Origin of the sequence: Brevibacterium sp. NPDC056726 (genome assembly GCF_042790515.1) — a bacterium.
GTDB lineage: Bacteria > Actinomycetota > Actinomycetes > Actinomycetales > Brevibacteriaceae > Brevibacterium > Brevibacterium sanguinis.
The window spans coordinates 35629-58787 of record NZ_JBHTYZ010000005.1 but is presented as its reverse complement, the minus strand read 5'-3'; the positions used below and the strand labels follow the sequence as shown (position 1 = coordinate 58787).

Annotated in this window: 18 protein-coding genes; 12 read left to right on the top strand and 6 right to left on the bottom strand. The window is 70.1% G+C overall.

What is annotated here, in order from left to right; genetic code table 11:
- Positions 1–55: 55 nt before the first annotated feature.
- Genes ACFQ91_RS11530 through ACFQ91_RS11510 form a run of 5 tightly spaced genes read left to right on the top strand, consistent with a single transcriptional unit; the run spans position 56 to position 6832 of the window.
- Entirely contained in the window at positions 56–583 is a 528-nt protein-coding gene (locus ACFQ91_RS11530; RefSeq protein WP_198500160.1) for a hypothetical protein, read from the top strand.
- 8 nt (positions 584–591) lie between these two features.
- Complete coding sequence (locus ACFQ91_RS11525) at positions 592–2184, top strand: class I adenylate-forming enzyme family protein (protein WP_198500161.1); 1593 nt, start codon at positions 592–594, stop codon at positions 2182–2184.
- A 10-nt stretch (positions 2185–2194) separates the two neighbouring features.
- A complete protein-coding gene (locus ACFQ91_RS11520; protein ID WP_198500162.1) occupies positions 2195–3466 on the top strand; it encodes a beta-ketoacyl synthase in 1272 nt (423 codons plus the stop codon).
- A 39-nt stretch (positions 3467–3505) separates the two neighbouring features.
- On the top strand, positions 3506–4711 hold the full coding sequence (locus ACFQ91_RS11515; RefSeq protein WP_198500163.1) for an acyl-CoA dehydrogenase family protein: 1206 nt from the start codon (positions 3506–3508) through the stop codon (positions 4709–4711).
- A 51-nt stretch (positions 4712–4762) separates the two neighbouring features.
- Positions 4763–6832: a heavy metal translocating P-type ATPase gene (locus ACFQ91_RS11510; protein WP_198500164.1), complete on the top strand. Its 2070-nt coding sequence runs from the start codon at positions 4763–4765 to the stop codon at positions 6830–6832.
- A 112-nt stretch (positions 6833–6944) separates the two neighbouring features.
- Here ACFQ91_RS11510 and ACFQ91_RS11505 read toward each other — a convergent pair whose 3' ends face one another.
- Genes ACFQ91_RS11505 through pdhA form a run of 3 tightly spaced genes read right to left on the bottom strand, consistent with a single transcriptional unit; the run spans position 6945 to position 10638 of the window.
- A complete protein-coding gene (locus ACFQ91_RS11505) occupies positions 6945–8432 on the bottom strand; it encodes a dihydrolipoamide acetyltransferase family protein (RefSeq protein ID WP_198500165.1) in 1488 nt (495 codons plus the stop codon).
- On the bottom strand, positions 8432–9538 hold the full coding sequence (locus ACFQ91_RS11500; protein WP_198500166.1) for an alpha-ketoacid dehydrogenase subunit beta: 1107 nt from the start codon (positions 9536–9538) through the stop codon (positions 8432–8434). The genes ACFQ91_RS11505 and ACFQ91_RS11500 overlap by 1 nt, the downstream gene beginning before the upstream one ends.
- On the bottom strand, positions 9535–10638 hold the full coding sequence (gene pdhA, locus ACFQ91_RS11495) for a pyruvate dehydrogenase (acetyl-transferring) E1 component subunit alpha (RefSeq protein WP_198500167.1): 1104 nt from the start codon (positions 10636–10638) through the stop codon (positions 9535–9537). The genes ACFQ91_RS11500 and pdhA overlap by 4 nt, the downstream gene beginning before the upstream one ends.
- A gap of 637 nt (positions 10639–11275) precedes the next feature.
- Here pdhA and ACFQ91_RS11490 point away from each other — a divergent pair.
- Complete coding sequence (locus ACFQ91_RS11490) at positions 11276–12262, top strand: ABC transporter substrate-binding protein (RefSeq protein ID WP_198500168.1); 987 nt, start codon at positions 11276–11278, stop codon at positions 12260–12262.
- Positions 12263–12303: 41 nt separating this feature from the next.
- Here the strand turns inward: ACFQ91_RS11490 and ACFQ91_RS11485 are convergent, their stop codons facing one another.
- A complete protein-coding gene (locus tag ACFQ91_RS11485) occupies positions 12304–12771 on the bottom strand; it encodes an Lrp/AsnC family transcriptional regulator (protein WP_198500169.1) in 468 nt (155 codons plus the stop codon).
- 496 nt (positions 12772–13267) lie between these two features.
- Between ACFQ91_RS11485 and ACFQ91_RS11480 the strand changes: the two genes are divergently transcribed.
- The 3 genes from ACFQ91_RS11480 to ACFQ91_RS11470 are packed head-to-tail and all read left to right on the top strand — an operon-like array spanning position 13268 to position 17827.
- Entirely contained in the window at positions 13268–14044 is a 777-nt protein-coding gene (locus ACFQ91_RS11480) for an electron transfer flavoprotein subunit beta/FixA family protein (protein ID WP_198500170.1), read from the top strand.
- An 11-nt stretch (positions 14045–14055) separates the two neighbouring features.
- Positions 14056–15042 (top strand): electron transfer flavoprotein subunit alpha/FixB family protein, encoded by a 987-nt coding sequence (locus ACFQ91_RS11475; RefSeq protein WP_344259048.1) that lies wholly within the window; start codon positions 14056–14058, stop codon positions 15040–15042.
- A gap of 1 nt (position 15043) precedes the next feature.
- Positions 15044–17827 (top strand): cytochrome b/b6 domain-containing protein, encoded by a 2784-nt coding sequence (locus ACFQ91_RS11470; RefSeq protein WP_198500172.1) that lies wholly within the window; start codon positions 15044–15046, stop codon positions 17825–17827.
- 196 nt (positions 17828–18023) lie between these two features.
- On the opposite strand, the gene ACFQ91_RS11465 is transcribed toward ACFQ91_RS11470, so the two are convergent.
- Positions 18024–18989, bottom strand: coding sequence for an alpha/beta hydrolase (locus tag ACFQ91_RS11465; RefSeq protein ID WP_198500173.1), 966 nt, complete (start codon positions 18987–18989; stop codon positions 18024–18026).
- Between the two features lie 84 nt (positions 18990–19073).
- Here ACFQ91_RS11465 and ACFQ91_RS11460 point away from each other — a divergent pair, with 84 nt between their 5' ends.
- Positions 19074–19652: a TetR family transcriptional regulator gene (locus tag ACFQ91_RS11460; RefSeq protein ID WP_198500174.1), complete on the top strand. Its 579-nt coding sequence runs from the start codon at positions 19074–19076 to the stop codon at positions 19650–19652.
- 6 nt (positions 19653–19658) lie between these two features.
- Here the strand turns inward: ACFQ91_RS11460 and ACFQ91_RS11455 are convergent, their stop codons facing one another.
- A complete protein-coding gene (locus ACFQ91_RS11455; protein WP_198500175.1) occupies positions 19659–20321 on the bottom strand; it encodes a GntR family transcriptional regulator in 663 nt (220 codons plus the stop codon).
- A 180-nt stretch (positions 20322–20501) separates the two neighbouring features.
- Here ACFQ91_RS11455 and glyA point away from each other — a divergent pair, with 180 nt between their 5' ends.
- Both glyA and ACFQ91_RS11445 read left to right on the top strand, forming a co-directional pair.
- Positions 20502–21941 carry a serine hydroxymethyltransferase gene (gene glyA / locus ACFQ91_RS11450; RefSeq protein WP_269780031.1) on the top strand — a complete coding sequence of 480 codons (1440 nt, stop codon included), beginning with the start codon at positions 20502–20504 and terminating at the stop codon, positions 21939–21941.
- The gene (locus ACFQ91_RS11445) at positions 21941–23158 is read left to right on the top strand and encodes a sarcosine oxidase subunit beta family protein (RefSeq protein ID WP_198500176.1); all 1218 of its coding nucleotides are present in this window, start codon (positions 21941–21943) and stop codon (positions 23156–23158) included. Before glyA ends, ACFQ91_RS11445 begins: the two co-directional genes overlap by 1 nt.
- Position 23159 lies beyond the last annotated feature (1 nt).

Genomic DNA, 23159 nt, shown 5'->3' with positions numbered 1-23159 from the left:
AACGCTCCCGGCGCCCTGAGTTTCCCGCTCATCTCCACCCTTTAGACTGCGCACTATGACGGAGCAGTGGACATCACGGTGGCACATCACCGGCAACGGCCAGGTCATCCGACAGTGGTCGAACGGCACGGACGCAGGCGAACAGGTGTTCCGGCGGATCCCCGCCGACCGCCGCCCCGAACTCTCCGAGATCGTCGCCCTCGACGAGGAGCTCAGCCGCTTCGACACCGTGTGGAGTCGCGTGACCATGGTCTTCGTCTGGCTCGGCGCACTCGCGATCCTCGGCGTGATCTTCGGGCTCTTCGGCCTTCCGATGTACGGCGTCGCCGACTCGATCTCCCTGACCGTCGGCGTCACCTCGGTGATCATCATCGTCCTCATCCCCATCGCCGCGATCTTCATCATGCGCGCCCTGCGCTCCCGCGTCACCCGGCTCTACGCCGAGGCGGGACTGACCGATCCGCTCGGGATGATCGTTCCGACCCCCGACGCCGAGATCATGGTCGGCGCCCCGAAGACCGTCTCCACGGACCCGACCCCCGCCAAGGCCCCGGACATCAGCGCCCGCAGCCACGCGGCCTGAGCGTCCCCGTGCCCATCACCGCGAGCATCCTCGCCACCGCTGCGTCCCATCCCGACAGGCTCGCGATCGTCGGCGGTGACGACCGGCTCACCTATGCCGAGCTCGTCGCCGACTCCCGTGCCGTCTTCGCCGCCGTCGACGCCCTCCACCGCGCCCAACCCGCCCCGCCGACACCGGCCCCGGAGACCGCGGGCGTGCCGATCACGGCAGTCAGCCACACCTCGGCGTTCCTCACCGCCCGCATCGTCGCCGGGCTCGCCGGCTTCCGCGCGGTCTCCGCGACGATCGACCCCCGCTGCCCGCTGAGCCACCAGGTCGGGATCATCCGAGCCACCGGCATCGGCGTCGTCATCAGCGACTCACCCGCCCTCGCCGAGGCGCTCGCCGCCTCCGCGTGGACCGGCACCGTCATCTCCGCGGCCGCCTTCGAGTCCGCCGTCACCGCCCGCCGATCCGGCCCCGACCTTCCCGCCCCGAGCGTCCGCGCGCCCGCGGAGCCGTTCCTCATGCTCTTCTCCTCGGGCACGACGAGCAACCCGAAGGCGTTCATCAAGACCCGGGAGCAGTACCGGGCGAACGTCGCCGTCTCCGCCGCCCACCTCGAACCGCTGCCGGGCGTCGCGACGCTCGCACCCGGACCCGTGTCCTACAGCCTCACCCTCTACGCCGTCATCGAGAGCCTCGCGACCGGCGGCACCATCCACGTCGCCGACGAGTTCGACCCCGCAGCCATGGGCCGGCGCATCGCCGAGGAGAAGATCACCCGGATCGTCGCGGTGCCCGCGATCGTCCGGGCGCTCGCCGAGGCGGCGGGCCGAGACCCCGCACGCTTCGCCGGTCTCGACCTCGTCGTCTCCGGGGGAGCGAACCTGCCCGCGGTCATCCGCGACCGCCTCGGCGAGGTCCTTCCCGACACCCGTCTCATCAGCTATTACGGGGCCGCGGAGATCGGATTCATCGGAGACTCCCGCGCCGGCGACGGCACGTGGATCACGATCTATCCGACGATCGGCGCACAGATCCGCGACGACTCCGGTTCCCCCGTGCCCGACGGCGAGCTCGGGACGCTGTGGATCCTCGCCGCCGCATGCTCCGAGGGCTACGTCACCGGCACGAGCACCGAGGTCCTCCGCGGCCCCGACGGCTGGGCCACCGTCGACGATCAGGGGCGGATGGACGGCGGTCTCCTCCAGCTCGCCGGGCGGGCCGGGGACATCGCGGTCACCGGGGGTCACAAGGTCTCCCTCCCCGAGGTCGAACGGGCGTACGGCACTGTGCCCCACCTCGGCGAGGTCGTCGCCATCGCCCTCCCCGACGCGAACCTCGGGACCGTCGTCGCCCTCGTCATCGAGGACGGCGGCGACCAGTCGACGCCGGAGTCGATGCAGGATCCGATGCAGGAGCCGGAGTCGACATCGGAGTCGATGTCTAGCCTCCCGGACAAGGCGGCCCTCCTCGCTCACGGGCGGACCCAGCTCGCTCCGCAGTTCGTGCCGCGGCGGTTCTACGTCCTCGATCGTCTGCCGCGCACGGTCGGCGGGAAGATTCGGCGCGCGGAAACCGTTGACCTCATCGTGAACGACCAGGGACGCAGACTGTGAGGCGGCGACAGTGAGCGGTGACCGCCGCGCCGTCATCACCGGCATGGGCGCGATCACCCCGAGCGGACTCGACCCTGAGAGCCTCTGGGATGCGGTCCGCGCGGGACGCAGCGCGATCGACGTCCTCGTCGGAGAGGAGTTCGCCGACCTTGCCGTGCGCATCGGCGGGCAGATCACGGACTTCGACGCCGAGGCGGTCCTCCCGCGAGCGCTCGCTCGTCGTCTCAGCCCGGTCCAGCACTGGGCGATCGCCGCCGGCGACCAGGCGCTGGCCCAGGCCGGCATCCCCGACCCCGCTGCCGCGCTGCCGTGGGACCGCGAGCGCGTCGGCGTCATCGCCGCCACCGGATCCGGACCCGTCGATGCCATGCAGTCAGCCACCCGCGCTCTCGACGCGGCGGGCCCGCGCGGCGTCCCCCTGACCCTCGCCATCCACGGCGCCCCCGATTCCGCGGCCGCCCTGCTCAGTCAGCGCTTCGACCTCCGCGGACCCGCACAGGGCGTGTCGGCCACCTGCGCGTCCGGGGCGATCGGCCTCGGCGAGGCGATGCGGCGCATCCGCCACGGGTACGCCGACGCGGTCCTCGTCGTCGGGATGGAGGACTGCCTCGGACCGGTCAACCTCGCCTCGAACGCCAACCTCCGGGCGCTCGCCGCCGGGTGCGAGGACGATCCGCGCGCGGCGAGTCGGCCCTTCGACGCCGCCCGGAAGGGCTTCGTCATGAGCCAGGGGGCTGCGGCGATCCTCCTCGAATCCGCCGACAGCGCGGCCGCCCGCGGCGCCGCGGTGCTCGCCGAGCTCGCCGGGTTCGGTGCCGCGAGCGACGCCCACCATCCGACGAACCCGCACCCCGATGGCCGCGGTGCGGCAGCGGCGATGCGCGAGGCCCTTACCGATGCCGGGCTCGCACCGACCGACATCGACCACATCAACGCCCACGCCACCGGCACCCCGGCCGGCGACCGGGCCGAACTCGCCGCCTTCGACGCCGCCCTCGGCGCGACCGCCCGCACGATCCCGATCAGCGCGACGAAGTCGAGCACCGGCCACCTCCTCGGTGCCGCCGGGGTCGTCGAAGCGATCATCGCGATCGCCACGCTGCGGGATCAGGTGCTGCCCCCGACGCTCAACCTCGGCGACCCCGACGCCGAGGGCTGGGACATCGTCGCAGGTCAGGCACGATCAGTGGGCGCCGAGGCGCCGATCGACACCGTGCTGTCGACGTCCTTCGGCTTCGGCGGCCACAACGGCGCGATCATCCTGCGCCGGCCGCAACCATGAGATCAGCGCAACCATGAGACCAGAGAACGAGGAGAGACGATGACCGATCGCGAAGCCCACATCACCGAACTCGGCGAGCGCTTCCTGCCTGCGGAGATGCTCGAGCGCTTCCGGGAGCGCGTAGCCGTCACCGACCGGGAGAACGGCTTCTTCGACGCGGACCTCGAGGAGCTCAGGGCCAGCGGCTACCTCACCCTCTTCGTCCCCACCGCGCACGGGGGACCGGGGCTGAGCCTCTTCGAGGTCGCCCGACTCCAGCAGCGCCTCGCCGCGGCGGCACCGGCGACCGCGCTCGCCGTCAACATGCACCTCATGACCACCGGCGTCGTCAAGGCCCTGGCCGATCGCGGCGACGATTCGCTGAACTGGGTGTTCGACGAGGCCATGGCCGGTGAGATCTTCGCGTTCGGGATCTCCGAACCGGGCAACGACTGGGTGCTCCAGGGCTCGAACACCGAGGCGGTCCCGACACCCGACGGCGGCTACGCACTCACCGGGGTGAAGATCTTCACCTCGCTCTCACCCGTGTGGACCCGGCTCATCGTCCACGGCGCGATCACCCCGGTCGACGACGGCATCGCCGGTCCCGACGGCGACGAACCGGCGGAGGGCGAACTCGTCTACGGGTTCATCGACCGCGACGCCCCGGGCATCAGCGTCTCCGATCGCTGGGACGTCCTCGGCATGCGGGGCTCCCAGTCGCGGGCGACGATCCTCGACCGCGTGCCGATGCGCCCCGACCGGGTCTCGCGCGTCATCCCCGCCGGTCGTCACCCCGATCTGCTCACGTTCGCGATCACGAGCAACTTCCAGCTCCTCATCGCCGCCGTCTACGCCGGCATCGCCGCACGCGCCCTCGAGGTCGGGACGGCAGCGCTGAAGACGCGGAGATCGGCGAAGTCCGGGACGACATTCGCCGAGGTCCCCGAGGCCCGCACCCGCCTCGCCGACGCCCACCTCGACTACCTCACGGTGCCCGCGATGATCGACGCGTACTCCCGCGACTTCGACGACCTCGTCGATCACGGCGCCGGCTGGCCCCTGCGCCTCGTCGGTGCGCGGATCAAGTCCGCCGAGGCGGCCCGTCGCACCGCGGAGGCCGCCCTGCTGAGCACGGGCGGCAGCGGCTTCGACAACAGCCACGAGGCCTCCCGGCTCTACCGCGACGCGACGGCTGGGCTCTTCCACCCGCCGAGCCCCGACGCCGCCCGCCCGATGTACGCCGCAGCGCTTCTCGACGACTGAGAGTTCCCGCAAACATATTGACATATAAATATACGTGCATACGATTGGGGTATGGACGAGAAGCGGAACGAGTCGGCAGCTGTCACGGCGACGAACGACCGGTCGCGTGCGAAACCCGGCGATGATGGGCACGGTCACGGTCGCCTCGGCGGGCCTGCGTGGGAGCTCGGGTTCGCGATCACCTCCGGTGTCACCTACCTCGCCGGAGCGATCTTCGAGTACTTCGTCCCGGGCGCACCTCTGACCCAGATCGCCATCCCCCTCTTCCTCGCCACGTACTTCTTCGGCGGGTTCTTCACCTTCGCCACGGCGATCAACTCCGTGCGGCACGGCCGGTTCGAGGTCGACTTCCTCATGCTCGTCGCCGCGATCGGCGCGGCCAGCGTCGGGCGGTTCGCCGAAGGCGCTGTGCTCCTCTTCCTCTTCTCCCTCGGTCACGCGCTCGAGGAGTACGCGATGGGTCGGGCCAAGCGCTCGATCGAAGCGCTCGCGGAGCTCGCTCCGGCCACCGCGCTCGTGCGCGTCGGCGATGACGTCGTGGAGCGGCCCACCGAGGACCTCGAGATCGGCGATGTCGTCGTCGTGCGCCCCCATGCCCGCATCCCCGCCGACGGCTTCGTCGCCGTCGGCAACTCGGCCGTCGACCAGTCGGCGATCACCGGTGAGAGCATCCCCGCGGAGAAGTCCCCGGTGGCCGACCGCACCGAGGCCGGCGACAACCCGGGGCGCATCGACCCGTCCTCCCGGGTCTTCGCCGGCACCGTCAACGGCTCCGGCTCCCTCGACGTCGTCGTCCTCGCCGTCTCCGCGGACTCGACGCTCTCCCGGGTCGTGACGATGGTCCGCGAAGCCGACGACACGAAGAGCGCGACCCAGCGCTTCATCGACCGGTTCCAGCGCTGGTACGTTCCCGCCGTCATCGCGATGGTCCTCATCGTCCTCTTAGTCGGCTGGTTCGTCCTCGACGAGACGTTCGCCGACAGCTTCTACCGGGCGATGCTCGTCCTCGTCGCCGCGAGCCCGTGCGCGCTCGCCATCGCCACCCCCGCCGCGGTCCTCTCCGGTGTCGCCCGCGCGGCCCGGGCCGGGCTGCTCATCAAGGGCGGCGGACCCCTCGAGACGCTCGGGAAGGTGCGTTCGATCGCCTTCGACAAGACCGGCACACTGACGTGGGGGCTGCCGCGGCTCACCGACATCCGGCCCGCCGCGGGCGTCGAGGCCGGCGAGCTCTCCCGCGTCGCCCTCGCCCTCGAGTCCTCCGTCGACCATCCCCTCGCCACGGCGATCGTCACCGGCCTCGACCCGCAGGTGCCGGCCGCCGACCGCCTCGAGGCCGTCGACGTCGAATCGGTCACCGGTCAGGGCGTGACCGCGACGATCGCCGGGCAGCGCGCCGAACTCGGCAGCCTGCGGATGTTCGCCGGCGACCTCACCCCGGAGATCGAGGACCTCGTCGCGGAGCTGCAGAACGCGGGCCGGACGATCATGGTCGTCCGCTGGGGCGGCCGGTTCCTCGGTGCCCTCGGCGTCATGGACGCCCCGCGCGCCGAGGCGAAGGCCGTCATCAGCTCCCTGCGCACCTCCGGCGTCGATGAGCTCGTGATGATCTCCGGGGACAATCAGCGCGTCGCCGACGCGATCGGCTCCGAGGTCGGCGTCGACACCGCCGCCGGCGACCTCATGCCCGAGGACAAGGTGTCGACGATCCGTCGACTCGCCTCGCAGGGCGACACCGCGATGGTCGGCGACGGCGTCAACGACGCCCCGGCGATGGCGAACGCCTCAGTGGGGGTGGCGATGGGGGCCGCGAGCTCCGCCGTCGCGCTCGAGACCGCGGATGTCGCGCTGATGAGCGACGACATCGGCAAGGTCCCGTTCCTCATCCGGCTGAGCCGGGCCTCCTCGGCGATCATCCGGCAGAACCTCATCGCCTCCCTCGTCATCGTCGCCTTCCTCGTCCCCGCGAGCCTGCTCGGGCTGCAGATGGGCCCGGTCGTGTTCATCCACGAGGGATCGACGTTCCTCGTCGTTCTCAACGCCCTGCGGCTGCTGCGGTTCGGCAACGGCGCCGAGCACTCGGGCATCGCCCACGAGAACCGTCCCGAGCCCGCCCGGGCGTGAACGACGAAGTTCCGGACGCGGAGTGTCGATTCGGGTCGGTGAGATCGACACTCCGCGTCCGGAACTTCCGTCACGCGGGGGTCACGCCGCGGCGCGTGAGACTGCCGGGGCCTCAGACCTCCGGGAGGAGGGAGATCGGGTTCTCGATGCAGTCGGCGACGAAGGTGAGGAACTCGCTCGGTTCGGCACCGTCGCACGCGCGATGGTCGAAGACGAAGCTGAGGTACATCACCTTGCGCACCGTGAGCTCGCCGTGTGAGACCCACGGCCGGTCCTTGATCCGACCGAGCCCGAGCATCGCGACCTCGGGCAGGTTGATGATCGGGGCGGACCCGTCGACGCCGAAGACGCCGTAGTTGTTGAGCGTGAACGTCCCTCCGGTCAGTTCCGCAGACGCGAACTTGCCGGTCGAGGCCTTGCCCACGGTCTCGCCGATCTCATCGCGCAGCTGCCGCAGACTCATCTCCCCGGCCCCGTGGACGACGGGGACCATGAGCCCGCGCGGCGTCTGTGCGGCGAGCCCGAGGTTGATGTCGCCGTGGGTGACGATCTCGTTCGCGGCCGTGTCGATCGAGGAGTTGAGGATCGGATACTTCTTCAGCCCGGCGATGACGAAGCGCGCGACGAGCGCGAGCAGAGAGTACTTCTCTCCCGTGCGGGCCTCGAGCGCCTTCTTCGTCGCCAGCAGTTCGGTCGCGTCGACGTCGAGCCAGATCGTCGCCTCGGGGATCTCCCTCCGCGATTGGGAGAGCCGCTCGGACACGACCTTCCGCAGTCCCGTGATCGGGGTGCGGGTGTCGCGGTCGGTGCTCGGGATCGGGGTTCCTGTCGTGACCGCGGTGTGCGGCTGTCCCGGCGCCGAGGCGGTCGTGCCCTGACGTTCAGGCGTGCCGTGGAGGCCGGTCGTGCCCTGACGATCGACGGCGGCGAGGACGTCTGCCCGGGTCACGACCCCACCGGGGCCGGTCCCCGGCAGGTGCTTCGCGCTGATGCCGTGGTCCTTCGCGAGCTTGCGCACGATCGGCGAGGACACGGGAGAGGTGGTGGCAGTGTCTGCCGGCTGCGCGGGAGGCGTGGTCGACGGGACGGCCGGAGGAGCTGCCGGCGCCGGTGCGCTCGGTGTCTCCGCAGGTGAGTCGGTCGACTTCGCGCCGAATGAGCGCTTCTTCCCCGAGCGCGCCTTCGGTGCGGTCGTGCCGTAGCCGATGAGGTTCGCCCCTCCGCCTTCGATGCCGACGGGGTCGGCATCGTCGGTCGGCAGTTCGTCCGCGGCACTGTCGGAGGCGCTCGGACCGGCTGCATCCGAACCGGCGTCACCCGCGGGCGCAGCGTCGGCGGCCCCCGCCTCGGCGACGGAGAGCAGAGCCTGCCCGGCCTCGACGGTGTCACCGGCGTTCGCGTGGAGCGCGACGATCGTGCCGGCGAACGGGCAGGGGAGTTCGACGACGCTCTTCGCGGACTCGACCTCGACGACCATCTGGTCGACGTGGACGGTGTCGCCGACGGCGACCTTCCAGCCGATGAGCTCCGCCTCGGTGAGGCCCTCGCCGAGGTCGGGGAGGATGAAGTCGCGTGCTCCGGTGGTCGACACAGCACTCATCACAGCTCCCAGTCCCAGGATTCGAGGGCGTCGAGGACGCGTTCGGCGGTCGGCAAGTAGTACTCCTCGAGCTTCGGGGACGGGTAGGGCACGTCGAAGCCGGTGATCCGGAGGATCGGGGCGGCGAGGTACGTGAAGTTGCGTTCGGTGACCCGAGCGGCCACCTCGGCGCCGTAACCGCCGAACTGGGCGGCCTCATGGATGACGGCGGCCCGGCCGGTCCGGCGGACCGAGGCGGACACGGTCTCGTCGTCGAACGGCGAGAGCGAGCGCAGGTCGATGACCTCGATGGACAGTCCGTGCTCGGCTCCGGCCTCGGCGGCCGACAGTGCCGTGCGGACGGTCGGCCCGTACGCGAGCAGGGTGACGTCGGTGCCCTCACGGACCACCTCGGCGCGGTTCATGGGAGCCGTGGTCACCGGCAGGCTGAGCGTGTCCTTCATCCAGTACCGGGACTTCGGCTCCATGAAGATGACGGGATCGTCGGAGGCGATCGACTCGCGCAGGAGCGAGTACGCGTCGGCCGGATTCGACGGGGTGACGACGGTGAGTCCCGGCGTCGAGGTCCAGTACGCCTCGGAGGAGTCCGAGTGGTGCTCGACGCCGCCGATGTCACCGGCGTACGGGATGCGGATCGTGATCGGCAGGGTGACGCGGCCCTTCGTCCGGTTCCGCATCTTCGCGATGTGGGAGACGATCTGCTCGAACGCGGGGTAGGCGTACGCGTCGAACTGCATCTCGATGACCGGGCGCATCCCCGCCATCGCCATGCCGACCGCGGTGCCGGCGATGCCCGACTCCGCGAGCGGGGAGTCCCACACGCGTTCGGGTCCGAATTCCTTCCGCAGGCCCTCCGTGACCCGGAAGACCCCGCCGAGGCGGCCGACGTCCTCGCCGTAGACGACGACGTTCTCGTCCTCGGCCAGGGCATCGCGCAGGGCCTGGTTGAGTGCCTTCGTCATCGTCACCGAGGCGGGGGCGGGGGTGGTCGCGGACGTGCTCGTTGCGGTGTCCGTGGCTGTGTCTGTGGCTGTGTCCGCGGTCGTGGCGGTCGCCGGCTCGGGAGTGTCGGCGGGTGCCGTGTCGGTCGGGGAGTCGACGCTCATGCCTCAGCCCCTGCGAGTTCGGCCTCGAGCTGGGCGCGCTGCTCGGTGAGGCTCGCGCGCTCGGTCCCGTAGACGAAGGCGAAGAGCTCGGTCGGGTCGACCTCGGCCTCGGTGTTCATCGCATCGCGCACCGAGGCGGCCAGCGTCTCGGCCTCCGCCGCGATCTCCTCGACACGGGCGTCATCGAGCACGCCGCGGTCGCGGAGGAACGTCTCGAGACGGTCGATCGGGTCGAACTGCTTCCAGTGCTCGACCTCCTCGGCGTCGCGGTACTTCGTCGGATCGTCGGAGTTCGTGTGCGACTCCATCCGGTACGTGAGGCATTCGATGAGGGTCGGGCCGTCGCCTTCGCGGCCGCGTTCGAGGGCCGCGGAGACGGCGGCGAACACCGCGGCGACGTCATTGCCGTCGACGCGGATGCCGGGCATCCCGTAGCCGGCGGCGCGGTCGGCGAGCATCGTCGCGTTCGACTGCTCGCGCAGCGGGGTGGAGATCGCGTACTGGTTGTTCTGGAGGACGAAGACCGTCGGGGTCTGCCACACCGAGGCGAAGTTGAAGGCCTCGTGGGTGTCGCCCTCACTGCTCGCACCGTCGCCGAGGAAGGTCAGCGTCGCCGCGTCCAGGCCCTTGAGCTTGGAGGCCATCGCGAAGCCGGCGGCATGGAGGGTCTGCGTGGCCAGCGGTGTCGCCGCCGGTGAGGTGTGGTACTCCTGTGGGTCGAACCCGCAGTGCCAGTCACCGCGGAAGGCCGAGAGGATCTCACCGACGGGCACGCCGCGGGTGAGCAGAGCCGCGGAGTCCCGGTACGTGGGGAACAGCCAGTCGTTCGGCGACAGCGCAGTCGTCGCACCGACCTCACACGCCTCCTGTCCCGCCGCCGAGGGGTACGTGGCGAGGCGCCCCTGCCTGGTCAGGTGGGTCACCTGCGCCTCGAACCGGCGGACGAGGACCATCTGCCGGTAGAGGCCGGTCAGCGTCCGATCGCTCGGGATCGTCAGTCCCTCGGTCGGGGTGTCGGTCGGTCGGCCGTCGGGGCCGATGAAGCTGATGGGCTGCAGCTGGGGAAGAGCGCGGCCTGTGGTGGGAACGTCGATGGTCATGACTTCATGATGACGTGACCGCGATCACCGATCCAGGCTCTTCAGGCGGTCACGGACGGGGGTGCCGATCGTGTCGCGAACGGTGGACGAACTGCGCGAACGAGGCGGGGTGGAGCGGACGAATGGCCGGGGTCGAACGGGGCTGCTGAGCGCGCGGGCCGCTCAGATCTCACCCCAGCGGTAGCCGCGGGCGGTGAACGCCTCGGCGACCTTCTCCCGCCTGCCCTCGACGCCGCCTTTGAATGCCTGGTGGCCGCCGAACTGGGACACGCACGCCATGTCGGCGAGAAGTCGTCAGGCGGGCAACTCGTCGCCGGCGCATCGACTTCTCGCCGACATCGCCGGCGTGTCGGCGTCGAGGAGGGGGGGTCGATTGACGATCGACCGCCTCGGCGGATTGCGGAGCGACGAGAACTCAGGTTAGGCTAACCTACGAGATCACGAACGGATCGCGCGTCACGGCAGTTGACACACCTGCTTGGAGTCGCGACCTGCGGGATCTCACTGTTTCATCCGACACGGAACCCTCGACAGCGGCGATTCGGTCGTCCGCGCAGATGCTGCCGATCATCGTGCGCGCACGACTGCGCGACAACCGCGTCGAGGGTTTCCGTCGTTCGCTCCGCGAAAGGACGCTATGACACTGAAGACGATGACCGCGCTGACCGCCGGCTGCGCCGCGCTCGCCCTCCTCGCCGGCTGCGGGGGCGGCGGTTCAGGCGACGCCGAGGCGGCCGGCGGCGGCGAGACGCGCACCGTCACCGACGCCACTGGAGCCGACGTCGTCATTCCCGCTCAGCCGCAGTCCGTGGCCACCCTGCACTATGCCGCGACGGAGACCCTCATGGATCTCGGGCTCACCCCCGTCGGGCAGGGGGAGTATCAGGAGGCCTCGGTGCCCCAGGGATGGGTCGACCGCCTCGGCGAGGTGCCCGTCGTGGCGACCGACGAGCCGGACATCGAACGGCTCGCGACGACGGACCCCGACCTCATCCTCGCCCCGAACACCCTCGACTCCGGAGTCGTCGACCAGCTCGAGGACATCGCCCCCGTCTACCAGTTCACCCTGCGCGGCGGAGACCGCGCGAACTGGAAGCAGCGGGTCGGGGAGGTCGCCGACGCGGTCAACCGGAGCGCGGAGCTCACGGCCCTCGACGACGCCTTCATCGCCGAGCAGACGCGCATCAGCGAGGAGTACAGCGACGTCACCGATGGGACGACGATCGCGACGCTCTCCTCATTCACCGAGAACACCGCGTACCTGTGGGGGAGCGGGAACATGCTCGGAACGATCTACGACCCGCTCGGTCTCACCTGGTCGGCCGACGAGGACAGGGTCATCGCGGAGAACGCCGAGGCGGCGGAGCCCGAAGCCGAGGTCTCGCTCGAACTCGTCGACAAGGCCGCCGGGGACGCCGACATCGTCTTCGTCACCTCGAACCTGCGCGGCGAGTACGACGAGCTGAGCACCGCGCTCATGGACTCACCGGTCTTCGCTCAGCTGCCCGCCGCGCAGGCCGGCAACGTCTATCCCAACGGCAAGTCGACGATCGCCGGATACTCCGACGCGAACTACAGTCTCGAGATGGTCGAACAGGCGCTGCAGGCGTACCGCCAGCGGTGAGTCCGGCTCGGCCCGGCGCGCGGCTCAGCTCAGCGGGCGGCTCAGCTCAGCGGGCTCTGTGCGCCGGGACGGTGACCTTCGGCCTCATCGAGGATGAGCAGCGACCGTGACGAGGTGACGCCGGGAACCTCGTGGATGCGACGGAGGATGACCTGGGACAGCGCCGTGTTGTCGGGGGCATTGACGGTGACGAGGGCGTCGATGTCGCCGCTGACGGCCTGAACCTTCTCGACGAAGGGGAGCGCGGCGAGCTCGTCGCGGACCTCCGGCCACGGCCGCTCGCCGATCTTGACGACGACCACCGCGGTCACGGACATGCCGAGGGCGGCGCGATCCACCTCGGCGGTGAAGCCCTTGATCGCCCCCGACTCGAGGAGGGCGGTGAAGCGCTTGTGCGCGGCGGACCGGGAGATGTGCACGCGCTCGGCGAGCTGGCGCACGCTCAGCCGGGAGTCCTCGACGAGGGCAGCGATGATGCTGCGGTCGATGTCGTCGAGGTCGAATGACAAGGGCGTGCTCCTTCGGCGTCGCTGCTGGCTGCCGCCCGGCAGCCTCGGTGCGTCGTGCTCCTCACCGGGGTTGCGCTCGTCGTGAACCAGCACCCGGTCGAGGTTCCACCATTCTAAGTGGGCACGGCCGGTCGTGGGGGCCGGGCCAGATCCCAACGGCCGGGATCCCGGCGGCCGGGACGACGGCGGCCGGGGTCCCGGCGGTTCCCACCGGTCACGGCGGTGTCGACGGCAGGTGCGGGTCACCTCGGCGGGCTGGTAGGCTTGAAATCGATCGTTCGTTCAGTAGCGATGGGCTCGTCCCGCAGCGACAGGCACCCTGGTGTCCGAAGTGTGGCCTCCACCACGTACCATGGAGGGCGGAGCACGCCGCCGCATGCGCACGCGGATGCGGCGGGCGAACGGCATGTTTCCCGCCTGTAGATTATGGGGGAGACGACACTCAGCAGGACTGACTGCTCGGCGGCGGACCTGCGTCATTCGAATAGGAGCCACGTTGAAGATCGCTGTGTTGGTCAAAGAGGTCCCGGACACGTACGGGGATCGCAAGCTCGATCTCGAAACCGGCCTGGCGGACCGTGCCGCCTCGGAAGCCGTGCTCGACGAGATCGGCGAACGCGCCCTCGAAGTCGCCCTCAACTACGCGGACAGCCACGACGGCACCGAGATCACCGTCATCTCGATGGCCCCGTCGGGTGCGACCGCGACGATCCGCAAGGGCCTGGCCATGGGCGCCGGCAAAGCCGTCCACATCTCCGATGAGGAACTCCTCGGCGCCGACCTCGGACTCACCGCCGAGGTGCTCGCCGCCGCCATCCGCCGCGGCGACTACGACCTCGTCGTCACCGGCAACATCTCGACCGACGGCAACGCCGGCCTGCTCCCGGCGATGCTCGCCGAGCACCTCGACCTCCCGCACGTCACCGGCCTGAGCACCGTCGAACTCACCGACACCGCCGTCTCCGGCACGCGCGCCGTCGACGGCGGTCAGCAACAGGTGACCGCGGAGCTGCCCGCCGTCATCTCGATCACCGAGGCGCTGCCCGAGGCGCGCTTCCCCAACTTCAAGGGCATCATGGCGGCGAAGAAGAAGCCGTTCGAGGTCATCGGCCTCGCCGACCTCGACATCGACGCCGCCGACCAGTCGACCGCCCGGTCGATCATGGTCTCCGTCGCCGAGAAGCCCCCGCGCGAAGCCGGCGAGAAGGTCGTCGACGACGGCAACGGCGGAGCCGAGCTCGCCGAATTCCTCATCAAGAACCGCCTGGCCTAAGGAGAGAAGACATGGCTGAATTCCCCCAGGACACCATCCTCGTCGCGCTCACGGTCGATCCCGAAGGCGCTCTCGAGAAGCCCGCTGCCGAACTCCTCGGCGGTGCCGCCGCGATCGGCAGCCCCGTCGCACTCATCGTCGCCCCTGCCGGCACCGGTGACGCCGCGGCGGAGACGGCGGCCTCGCTCGGTGCCGTCCAGACCCTCATCGCCGAGGTGCCCGCGGGCAGCTCCGCGCTCGGCACCTTCGCCGTCGACGCCCTCGTCGGCGCCGCGGAGCTCACCGCACCCGATGCCATCCTCGTCCCGAACTCGATCGACGGCCGCGACCTCGCCGGCCGCTTCGCCGTGCGCACGGGTTCGGCGCTCTCGGTCGACGCGATCGGCGTCGAACGCGATTCCGAGGGCATCGTCGCCGACCACTCCGTCTACGGCGGCGGCTACACCGCGCAGTCGGCCCCGACCTTCGGCGCGCCCGTCATCACCGTCCGCCTCGGTGCGATCGAGAACCGCGCTGAGGCCCAGCCCGCGAACGCGCAGGCCCTCGAGGTAACCGACTCCGGCAAGCGCAGTGCCGACGTCACCGCGTACGAAGCCGTCGTCGAGACCTCCTCGCGACCCGAGCTGCGCGGGGCGCAGAAGGTCGTCTCCGGTGGTCGCGGTGTCGGTTCGGAGGAGTCGTTCGAGCTCGTCGGCGAATTCGCCGACGTCCTCGGTGCCGCTGTCGGCGCCTCGCGCGCCGCGGTCGATGCCGGCTACATCGCGCAGTCGCACCAGGTCGGCCAGACCGGTGTGTCCGTCTCCCCCCAGCTCTACGTCGCGCTCGGCATCTCCGGGGCGATCCAGCACAAGGCGGGCATGCAGACCTCGAAGACGATCGTCGCGGTCAACAAGGACGGCGAAGCGCCGATCTTCGACATCGCCGACTTCGGCGTCGTCGGCGACCTCTTCAAGGTCGTCCCCCAGGCCGTCGAGACCCTGAAAGCGAAACAGGGCTGATATGGCCACCTTCTCCAACACGCTGCGCTCGGGTCTGCCCCGGGTCTCCGGCGGCGATCCGTGGCCGCCGGAGGGCACGGTGGGTCAGGCTGTCGAGTGGGAATCCCGGGAATGGGTGAGCGCCGAGGCGGGCGCTGCTGAGCCTGCGGGTGCGGTTGATTCTGCGGGTGGCGTTGATGCTGGCGCTCCCGTCGATTCTGCGGGCGCCGTCGAATCTGGGGTTGCCGTCGATTCGGGTGCCGTCACCGAGGTGACTGCTGCCGAGACCTCGACCGTGGGCTCCGTCGAACCGGATGCGACCGGTGTCGAACCTGGTCTTGACTCCGGAGTCGACGAGACCGTCGCCGTTGAGGCCGACGGTGGGGCCGACGTCGAGGTGCCTGCCGGTGCGTCGACCGACGCTGGTGCCTTGAGCGACGCAGGTGCCTCGAGCGATGCCGGCGCACAGGATGTCGCTGCCGGCGCGGGTGCCGGTGCAGCTGTTGGAGCAGGCGCGGCGGATTCGGCCCCCGCGGCCGAGGTGCCCCTGCGCCGTGGACTTCCCCGCGTGAGCGGTGGAGAGGCATGGCCGCCGGAAGGGTTTGCCCCCGCCGGAGTCAAGGCGCCGAGGCAGGCCGGTGGTGCTGCTGCCGCTGGTGCCGCGCCGGCCGAGCCCGGTGCGCCGATCGAACCTGGTGCGTCGGAAACCGGTGGCGGAGAAGCCGTCGTCGAGCAGACCTCCAGCACCGATGAAACGTCCGCCGAGGAAGCGTCAGGCCAGGGCGTTGCTGCGGGTGCAGAGCCGACCGAGACCACCTCCGGCGCAGAGGAGACCGACGCCGCTGCTGTTGTGGCAGGCGCGGGCGCTGCCGCCGGGGCAGGCGTTGCCGGAGCCGGCGTCGCCGCTGCCTCTGCCGGAGAAGACGCCGCATCGGTGCCGTTGCGCCGTGGGCTGCCTCGCCGGTCAGGTGGGGACGCATGGCCGCCGGAGGGCCTCGCCCCTGCGGGGGTCAAGGGACCCTCGGCGAGTGCAACGCCTCCTGCCGCGACCGCTGAGTCCGGAACACCCGTTGCCGGTGACCAGGCTGCTGACTCTGCCGCCGCGGACGGTGTGCCTGCGGACACTGTGACCGCGACAGAGACCACTTCCGCTGCCTCGGCAGGTGCTGGTGGAGCTGCTCCCGCTGCCGCGGCACCTGCCGCCGGTGGGGCGACAACTGCGTCGGCCGCCGAGCTCAGCGATGTTCCGCTGCGCCGCGGTCTGCCGCGCACCGCCGGCGGCGACCCCTGGCCGCCCGAAGGCTTCGCCCCGGCAACGGCCACCGCGCCCACCGATGCGCAGCCGAAGACTGCACCAGCGGCCGATGCCACCGGTGCAGCGGACACCACCGACGCAGCAAGCACCGCGGGAGTCCCTGCCGCAGCTGCCGGTGCTGGGGTTGCCGGCGCCGTGGCCGCCGGTGCTGCCGCCTCGGCGAGTGGAGACACCGCGGAGAAGGGCAGCGCCGACACGGAGGCGGCGGCGGACGAACCCGCCAAGCCTGCGGGCCGCACAGGTCTGCCGAAGACCAGGACGGGCCTGCCGAAGTCCACCGGCCCCGACACCGGCAAGCCCGGCGACAAGCCCGCGGGACGGACCGGACTGCCGAAGACCGGCGGACCGGCGACGAAACCGGCCGAGAAGCCGGCGGCGAAGACCCCCGCCGCGGCAACCGGTGCGAAACCGGCAGCCGCAGGGTCGACGGCGGCCGCAGCGACCGCCTCGGCGGGAACAGCGGCGAAGTCCACCGCGGACTCGACGGCCGCGAAGTCGACCGGGGGGTCCACGGCCGCGAAGTCGACCACCTCGGCGAAACCCGCCTCCGACAAGCCCGCCTCCGCCGCACCCGCCAAGCGCGATCCGATCATGATCGGGTCGAAGTCGCTGGGACAGTGGATCGGTCTCGGGTCGCTCGGACTCGGTGGGCTCATCGTCGCCGCAGGCATCCTCATCCTCGCCGCACGCGGAGTCACGACTCTGCCCGGTGTGCCGGGATTCCTCGAGCGCTACCCGGGCGAATACCACCTGCCCGACTTCGTCGAACCGGGCTTCCCGGCGTGGGCGCGGTGGACGCACTTCCTCAACTTCTTCTTCATGGTGCTCATCATCCGCACGGGTCTGCAGGTGCGTCACCAGCAGAAGCCTCCGGCGTTCTACACGCCGAAGAACGGCGGGAAGAAGATCAGCATCAACCTGTGGCTGCACACGAGCCTCGACGTTCTCTGGCTGCTCAACGGCGTCGTCTTCGTCGTCCTCCTCTTCGTGTCCGGCCACTGGGCGCGCATCGTGCCGACCAGCTGGGAGGTCTTCCCGAATGCCCTCTCGGCAATGCTGCAGTACATGACCCTGGAATGGCCGATGGAGGACGCGTGGGTCAACTACAACTCGCTCCAGCAGCTCATGTACTTCATCGTCGTCTTCATCGCCGCCCCCCTGGCCGCGATCACAGGTGTGCGCATGAGCGAGTGGTGGCCGAAGAACGCGACGACGCTGAATAAGATCTACCCGGCCCCGCTGGCGCGGGCGATCCACTTCCCGACGATGATCTTCTTCGTGTTCTTCATCGCCGTCCACGTGTTCCTGGTCTTCACGACCGGACTGCGGCAGAACCTCGGCTACATGTTCGCCGGGACGAACGTCCTGGGCTGGGCGGGCGTCATCTGGTTCCTCGTGGCGGTGGCCGTCGTCGTCGGCGCATGGTTCGCCGCCAGACCGCTTGTGCTCGCACCGATCGCGAACCTCTTCGGCAGGGTGTCGAGCAGGTAGGACACATGTCAGAGGGCCCCGAGTGAGATCACGTCACTCGGGGCACTCGTGTTTCTGCGGGAAAATTCGGTCTGCGCCGCCTCCACTGCGATTGTGCGCCAGGTCCATGGCGATCTCGACGCGAATTTCGCCATGAACCTGGCGCGGAATCCCAGGGGCGCCATGAACCTGGCGCAGAATTCCAGGGCGCTGGCAGTCAGGCGGGGATGCGCACGCGCTCGACGAACTCGACGACGGCCTCCTCGAGCTGCTGCAGTCCGGGCTCCTCGAGAGGGAAGTGACCTGCGCGGTCGAGGATGACCTCGGAGAACAGCTCCGGATCGAGTCGGGACACGACCGGCGTCGACAGATCCCGCGGGGTCCACCGGTCCTCGCCGGGCTGGGTGAGGAGGACGGGGCACGCATCGAAGTCCGCCGGCTCGACGGCCGGGACGTACGTGGCGTAGTCGGCGAGGAAGCGCAGCCACATCGCATTGCCCGCCGAGGTCGCATCGGCGAGGAAGACCTTCATCGCGCCCGGGTCGTTGGCTAACGCCGACATCTTCGACGCCAGACGCATCGGGTAGCGGATGCTCTTCAGCGGAGTCCTCGCCATGAGGCGCACCCAGGGCATGCCGAGACGGGCGGTGATGAGGCTGCGCGCCGTCCAATCGACGACCTCCTGATGGCGCTGATCGAGGAATGTCATGCCGACGATGCCCCTCAGAGCACCCGGTGCGGCCTTCGCGGCGACATGGTAGGCGAGCATGCCGCCGGCCGACAGGCCGTAGAGCACCGTGGGCTTCGGGTCCCGCGCCTGCTCGGCGGCGAGGAAGTCGATGACCATGTCGACCCAGTCGGCATACGACGGCGTGTACCCGGACTCGACCCGCGTCATCCCGTAGCCGAGATTGTCGAGCGCGACGACGTCATAGCCCTGCCGGGCCAGCGGAGCACCGAGGATGAGCGACATCTGGCGACCGTTCGTCCCGACGCCGTGGTGGAGGATGACACGGGCCTTCGCATCGGGTCGGCGATAGCGATCAAGATGGATCCAGTGCCCCCGCCACCCCCAGAACTCCTCGTCGGGAGCGGAGGTCTCGTCGAGTCGCAATCGCTCGGGCAGGAACTCCTGGAGGTCCTGCCACGCCTGCTGATTCTGATAGAGCGCTGCGCTTGCCATGCGTGTCCTCACGTCGACGATGACAACACCTTACGACAGAAATGACACTGAGTGTCAATACTGGCCCGTGCGTACAATGCTGGAATGGACCTGCCCTCCCTGCGCGATCGCAAGCGCCTCCTCATCCAGGAGGACATCATGGCGGTCGCCCTCCGACTGTTCCGCGAGCGCGGCTACGAGGCGACGACCGTCGACGACCTCGCCGCCGCCTCGGGGATGTCGCGGCGCACGTTCTTCCGCTACTTCCCGTCGAAGGAGGACGTCCTCGCGGGGAAGTGGACGGCGATGGGCGAGGGGATCGTCGTCGCGCTCATGGAGCGTCCCGCCGACGAGGAGCCGTGGACCTCGCTGCGCGCGTCGCTGACTGGCGTCGTCGACCACTACGCCGATCCTGCGCGGCGCACCGACAGCTATGCCCTCGACGAGGTCGTCGATTCCACGCCGTCCCTGCGCGCGGCATTCGTCGCGAAGGTCGACATCCTCGCCGAGGCGCTCTCCGCCGTTCTCGTCTCCCGCGGAGTCGCCGAGGTGAGGGCGCAGATGCTCGCCCGAGCATGCGGGGCAGCGCTGACGGTCGCGATGCGGCAGGCGCGCGCCACCGGCGCCGAGGGCATCGCCGACGACCTCGATCGGGCGATGGGAGTGCTCACCCCGGGGATGTGAGCGCCTCTATGCGAGGGCCTTGCGGACGGTGGCCTCGAATTCGCGGACGTGTTCGCCGGCCAGCGCGCTGACGGCGAGTTCGTCGCCGGCGAGGATGCCCTCGAGCAGGGAGATGTGCTCGCGGATGTGGCCGAGCAGGTCGGGGATCTTCGGCAGGACGAGGCACCAGATCCGGGTGGCGAGGTCGTCGAGGCGCACGAGCGTCTCCTGGAGGTGGATGTTGTCGACGGCGCGGTAGATGAGGCGGTGGACCTCGAGGTCGCGTTCGATGAGGGTGCGTGCGTCGAGGCCGGCCCTGAGCTCGCCGAGTTCGGCGATCGTCGCCGCGAACTCCTCGCGCAGCTCCGGCGTGATGTTCCGGGCGGCACGCGTGGCGGCAATGGGCTCGAGCGCCTGGCGCATCTCCGTGATCGCCGCGAGGTCCGTGATGTCGACATTGGCCGCGAACGTCCCGCGTCGCGGGTAGGACACGACGAGGTGGGCCCCCTCGAGGCGTTTGAGGGCCTCGCGGATCGGGGTGCGCCCGACCTCGAGTTCGGCGCTCAGCGCCGCCTCGTTGATGACGTCACCGGGAGCGATGTCGAGCATGACGAGCCGATGACGCAGCGCCTCGTACGCGCGGTCGGCCAGAGACGAGCTGCTCGCCGAGGTGTCCGCCGTCGTTGTCATCCCACTCCTCCATGCGTCGTCGAGCCGGCCCGGGCGGTGCGGCCCGGGCGGGTGGACAGGCCGGGTGGCCAGGTCGGGGAAAAGTTCTCCCACACCCATTGCCACGGCTGAAATTCTGCGCCTAGACTACAGGAACACAGCTGATATATTAGTTGACGATTAACGATCGAGGGAGATCGCATGACCGAGCAGCTCGCAGGAACCGCGGACGCGCAGTCCGGGACGCCTGGAACGCCTGGGACCGAGTCCGGGACGCCGCAGCCCCCGGGTGCCGGAACGACAGCGGCCCTGCCCACCGACTTCCCCAGTCGCGCCCCCGAGGAGCTGAGCACTCCGCTCGCGCAGCTCGACCCGGAGATCGCCGGCTTCATCGACGCCGAACTCGGCCGTCAGCGCGAGGGCCTGGAGATGATCGCCTCGGAGAACCACACTGCCACCGCCGTCATGGAGGCGCAGGGCTCGGTGCTGACGAACAAGTACGCCGAGGGTTACCCGGGCCGGCGCTACTACGGCGGCTGCGAATTCGTCGACGAGGTCGAGCGTCTCGCGATCGCCCGGGTCAAGGACCTCTTCGGGGCGGCCTTCGCGAACGTCCAGCCGCACTCCGGTGCCCAGGCCAACGCCTCGGTGATGCACGCCCTCATCCGTCCCGGCGACACCGTCCTCGGCCTCGACCTCGCCCACGGCGGCCACCTCACCCACGGGATGAAGCTCAACTTCTCCGGTCGCCTCTACGACATCGTCGCCTACGGCGTCGACGACGACACCCACCGCGTCGACATGGCCGAGGTCGCCCGTCTGGCCCGCGAGCACCAGCCGAAGCTCATCGTCGCCGGGTGGTCGGCGTACTCGCGGCAGCTCGACTTCGCCGAGTTCCGGCGCATCGCCGACGAGGTCGGCGCCTACCTCATGGTCGACATGGCCCACTTCGCCGGCCTCGTCGCCGCGGGCCTCCACCCCTCCCCGGTGCCGCACGCCCACGTCGTCACCTCGACGACGCACAAGACCCTCGGCGGTCCCCGCGGCGGTATCATCCTGACCAATGACGCCGAGGTGGCGAAGAAGGTGAATTCGGCCGTCTTCCCCGGTCAGCAGGGCGGACCGCTCGAACATGTCATCGCCGGCAAGGCCGTGGCCTTCGGGCTGGCCGCGACCGAGGAGTTCGCCGACAAACAGCGCCGGACCCTCGCCGGCGCCGCCGAACTCGCCCGCCGCCTCGGCGAGGATGACGTGGCGGAGCGCGGCATCACGATCGTCACCGGCGGCACCGACGTCCACCTCGTCCTCGTCGACCTCCGCGACTCCGTCCTCGACGGGGCGCAGGCCGAGGATCTCCTCGCGCGGATCGGGATCACCGTCAACCGCAACGCCGTGCCGAACGATCCGCGTCCGCCCATGGTCACCTCGGGGCTGCGCATCGGCACGCCTGCGCTCGCCAGCCGCGGTTTCGGGTCCGCCGCCTTCGCCGAGGTGGCCGACATCATCGCCGAGGTCCTCACCGCCGGCACCGACGAAGACGGACCGAGCCAGGAGACGATCGACGACCTCGGCGCCCGGGTCTCCCGCCTCGCCGCCGACCACCCGCTCTACCCGCACCTCACCCCGATCGGAGCACGCTGATGGCCGACCACCTGCCCGAACACCCCGACTTCCTGTGGCGCAATCCCGAGCCGAAGGCCTCCTACGACGCCGTCATCGTCGGCGGCGGGGGACACGGACTCGCGACCGCGTACTACCTCGCGAAGAACCACGGGATGACGAACATCGCGATCCTCGAGCGCGGGTGGCTGGCCGGGGGCAACATGGCCCGGAACACGACGATCATCCGTTCGAACTACCTGTGGGACGAGTCCGCGGCGATCTACGAGCACTCGCTCCGTCTCTGGGAGCAGCTGCCCGAGGAGCTCGACTACGACTTCCTCTTCTCCCAGCGCGGCGTGCTCAACCTCGCCCACACGCTCGGCGACGTCCGGGAGTCGCAGCGCCGCGTCGGTGCCAACGTCCTCAACGGCATCGATGCCGAATGGCTCGACCCGAGCCAGGTCAAGGAGGTCTGCCCGATCATCAACATCGGCGACGACCTGCGCTACCCCGTCATGGGGGCGACGTACCAGCCGCGGGCGGGCATCGCCAAGCACGACCACGTCGCCTGGGCGTTCGCCCGCAAGGCCGACGCGATGGGCGTCGACATCATCCAGAACTGCGAGGTCACCGACGTCTACCGCGACGGCGACCAGGTCATCGGCGTCGAGACGAACCTCGGGCGGATCGCCACGGAGAAGGTCGCGATCGCCGTCGCCGGCCACACCTCGGTGGTCGCCGCCATGGCCGGCATCCGCGTGCCCATCCAATCCCACCCGCTGCAGGCGCTCGTCTCCGAGCTCTTCGAGCCCGTCCACCCGACGGTCGTCATGTCCAACCACGTCCACGTCTACGTCTCCCAGGCCCACAAGGGCGAACTCGTCATGGGCGCCGGCGTCGACTCGTACAACGGCTACGGGCAGCGCGGCGGCTTCCACATCATCGAGGAGCAGCTCGCCGCCGCCGTCGAGCTCTTCCCGATCTTCGCCCGCGCGCATGTCCTGCGGACGTGGGGCGGAATCGTCGACGTCACCCTCGACGCGTCCCCGATCGTGTCGAAGACGGAAGTCGACGGCCTCTACGTCAACTGCGGATGGGGGACCGGCGGGTTCAAGGGCACCCCGGGGGCGGGCTTCACGTTCGCCCACACCATCGCCAATGACGAGCCGCACGCGCTCAACGCCCCGTTCGCACTCGACCGGTTCGAGACCGGCCATCTCATCGACGAACACGGCGCCGCCGCCGTGGCCCACTGAG

Coding starts and splice junctions, on each gene's coding strand:
- glyA (WP_269780031.1), top strand. CDS start 20,502: ATGACCGAGCAGCTCGCAGGAACCGCGGACGCGCAGTCCGGGACGCCT.
- ACFQ91_RS11490 (WP_198500168.1), top strand. CDS start 11,276: ATGACACTGAAGACGATGACCGCGCTGACCGCCGGCTGCGCCGCGCTC.
- ACFQ91_RS11465 (WP_198500173.1), bottom strand. CDS start 18,989: ATGGCAAGCGCAGCGCTCTATCAGAATCAGCAGGCGTGGCAGGACCTC.
- ACFQ91_RS11530 (WP_198500160.1), top strand. CDS start 56: ATGACGGAGCAGTGGACATCACGGTGGCACATCACCGGCAACGGCCAG.
- ACFQ91_RS11500 (WP_198500166.1), bottom strand. CDS start 9,538: ATGAGCGTCGACTCCCCGACCGACACGGCACCCGCCGACACTCCCGAG.
- ACFQ91_RS11505 (WP_198500165.1), bottom strand. CDS start 8,432: ATGAGTGCTGTGTCGACCACCGGAGCACGCGACTTCATCCTCCCCGAC.
- ACFQ91_RS11455 (WP_198500175.1), bottom strand. CDS start 20,321: ATGACAACGACGGCGGACACCTCGGCGAGCAGCTCGTCTCTGGCCGAC.
- ACFQ91_RS11470 (WP_198500172.1), top strand. CDS start 15,044: ATGGCCACCTTCTCCAACACGCTGCGCTCGGGTCTGCCCCGGGTCTCC.
- pdhA (WP_198500167.1), bottom strand. CDS start 10,638: ATGACCATCGACGTTCCCACCACAGGCCGCGCTCTTCCCCAGCTGCAG.
- ACFQ91_RS11510 (WP_198500164.1), top strand. CDS start 4,763: ATGGACGAGAAGCGGAACGAGTCGGCAGCTGTCACGGCGACGAACGAC.
- ACFQ91_RS11460 (WP_198500174.1), top strand. CDS start 19,074: ATGGACCTGCCCTCCCTGCGCGATCGCAAGCGCCTCCTCATCCAGGAG.
- ACFQ91_RS11515 (WP_198500163.1), top strand. CDS start 3,506: ATGACCGATCGCGAAGCCCACATCACCGAACTCGGCGAGCGCTTCCTG.
- ACFQ91_RS11475 (WP_344259048.1), top strand. CDS start 14,056: ATGGCTGAATTCCCCCAGGACACCATCCTCGTCGCGCTCACGGTCGAT.
- ACFQ91_RS11445 (WP_198500176.1), top strand. CDS start 21,941: ATGGCCGACCACCTGCCCGAACACCCCGACTTCCTGTGGCGCAATCCC.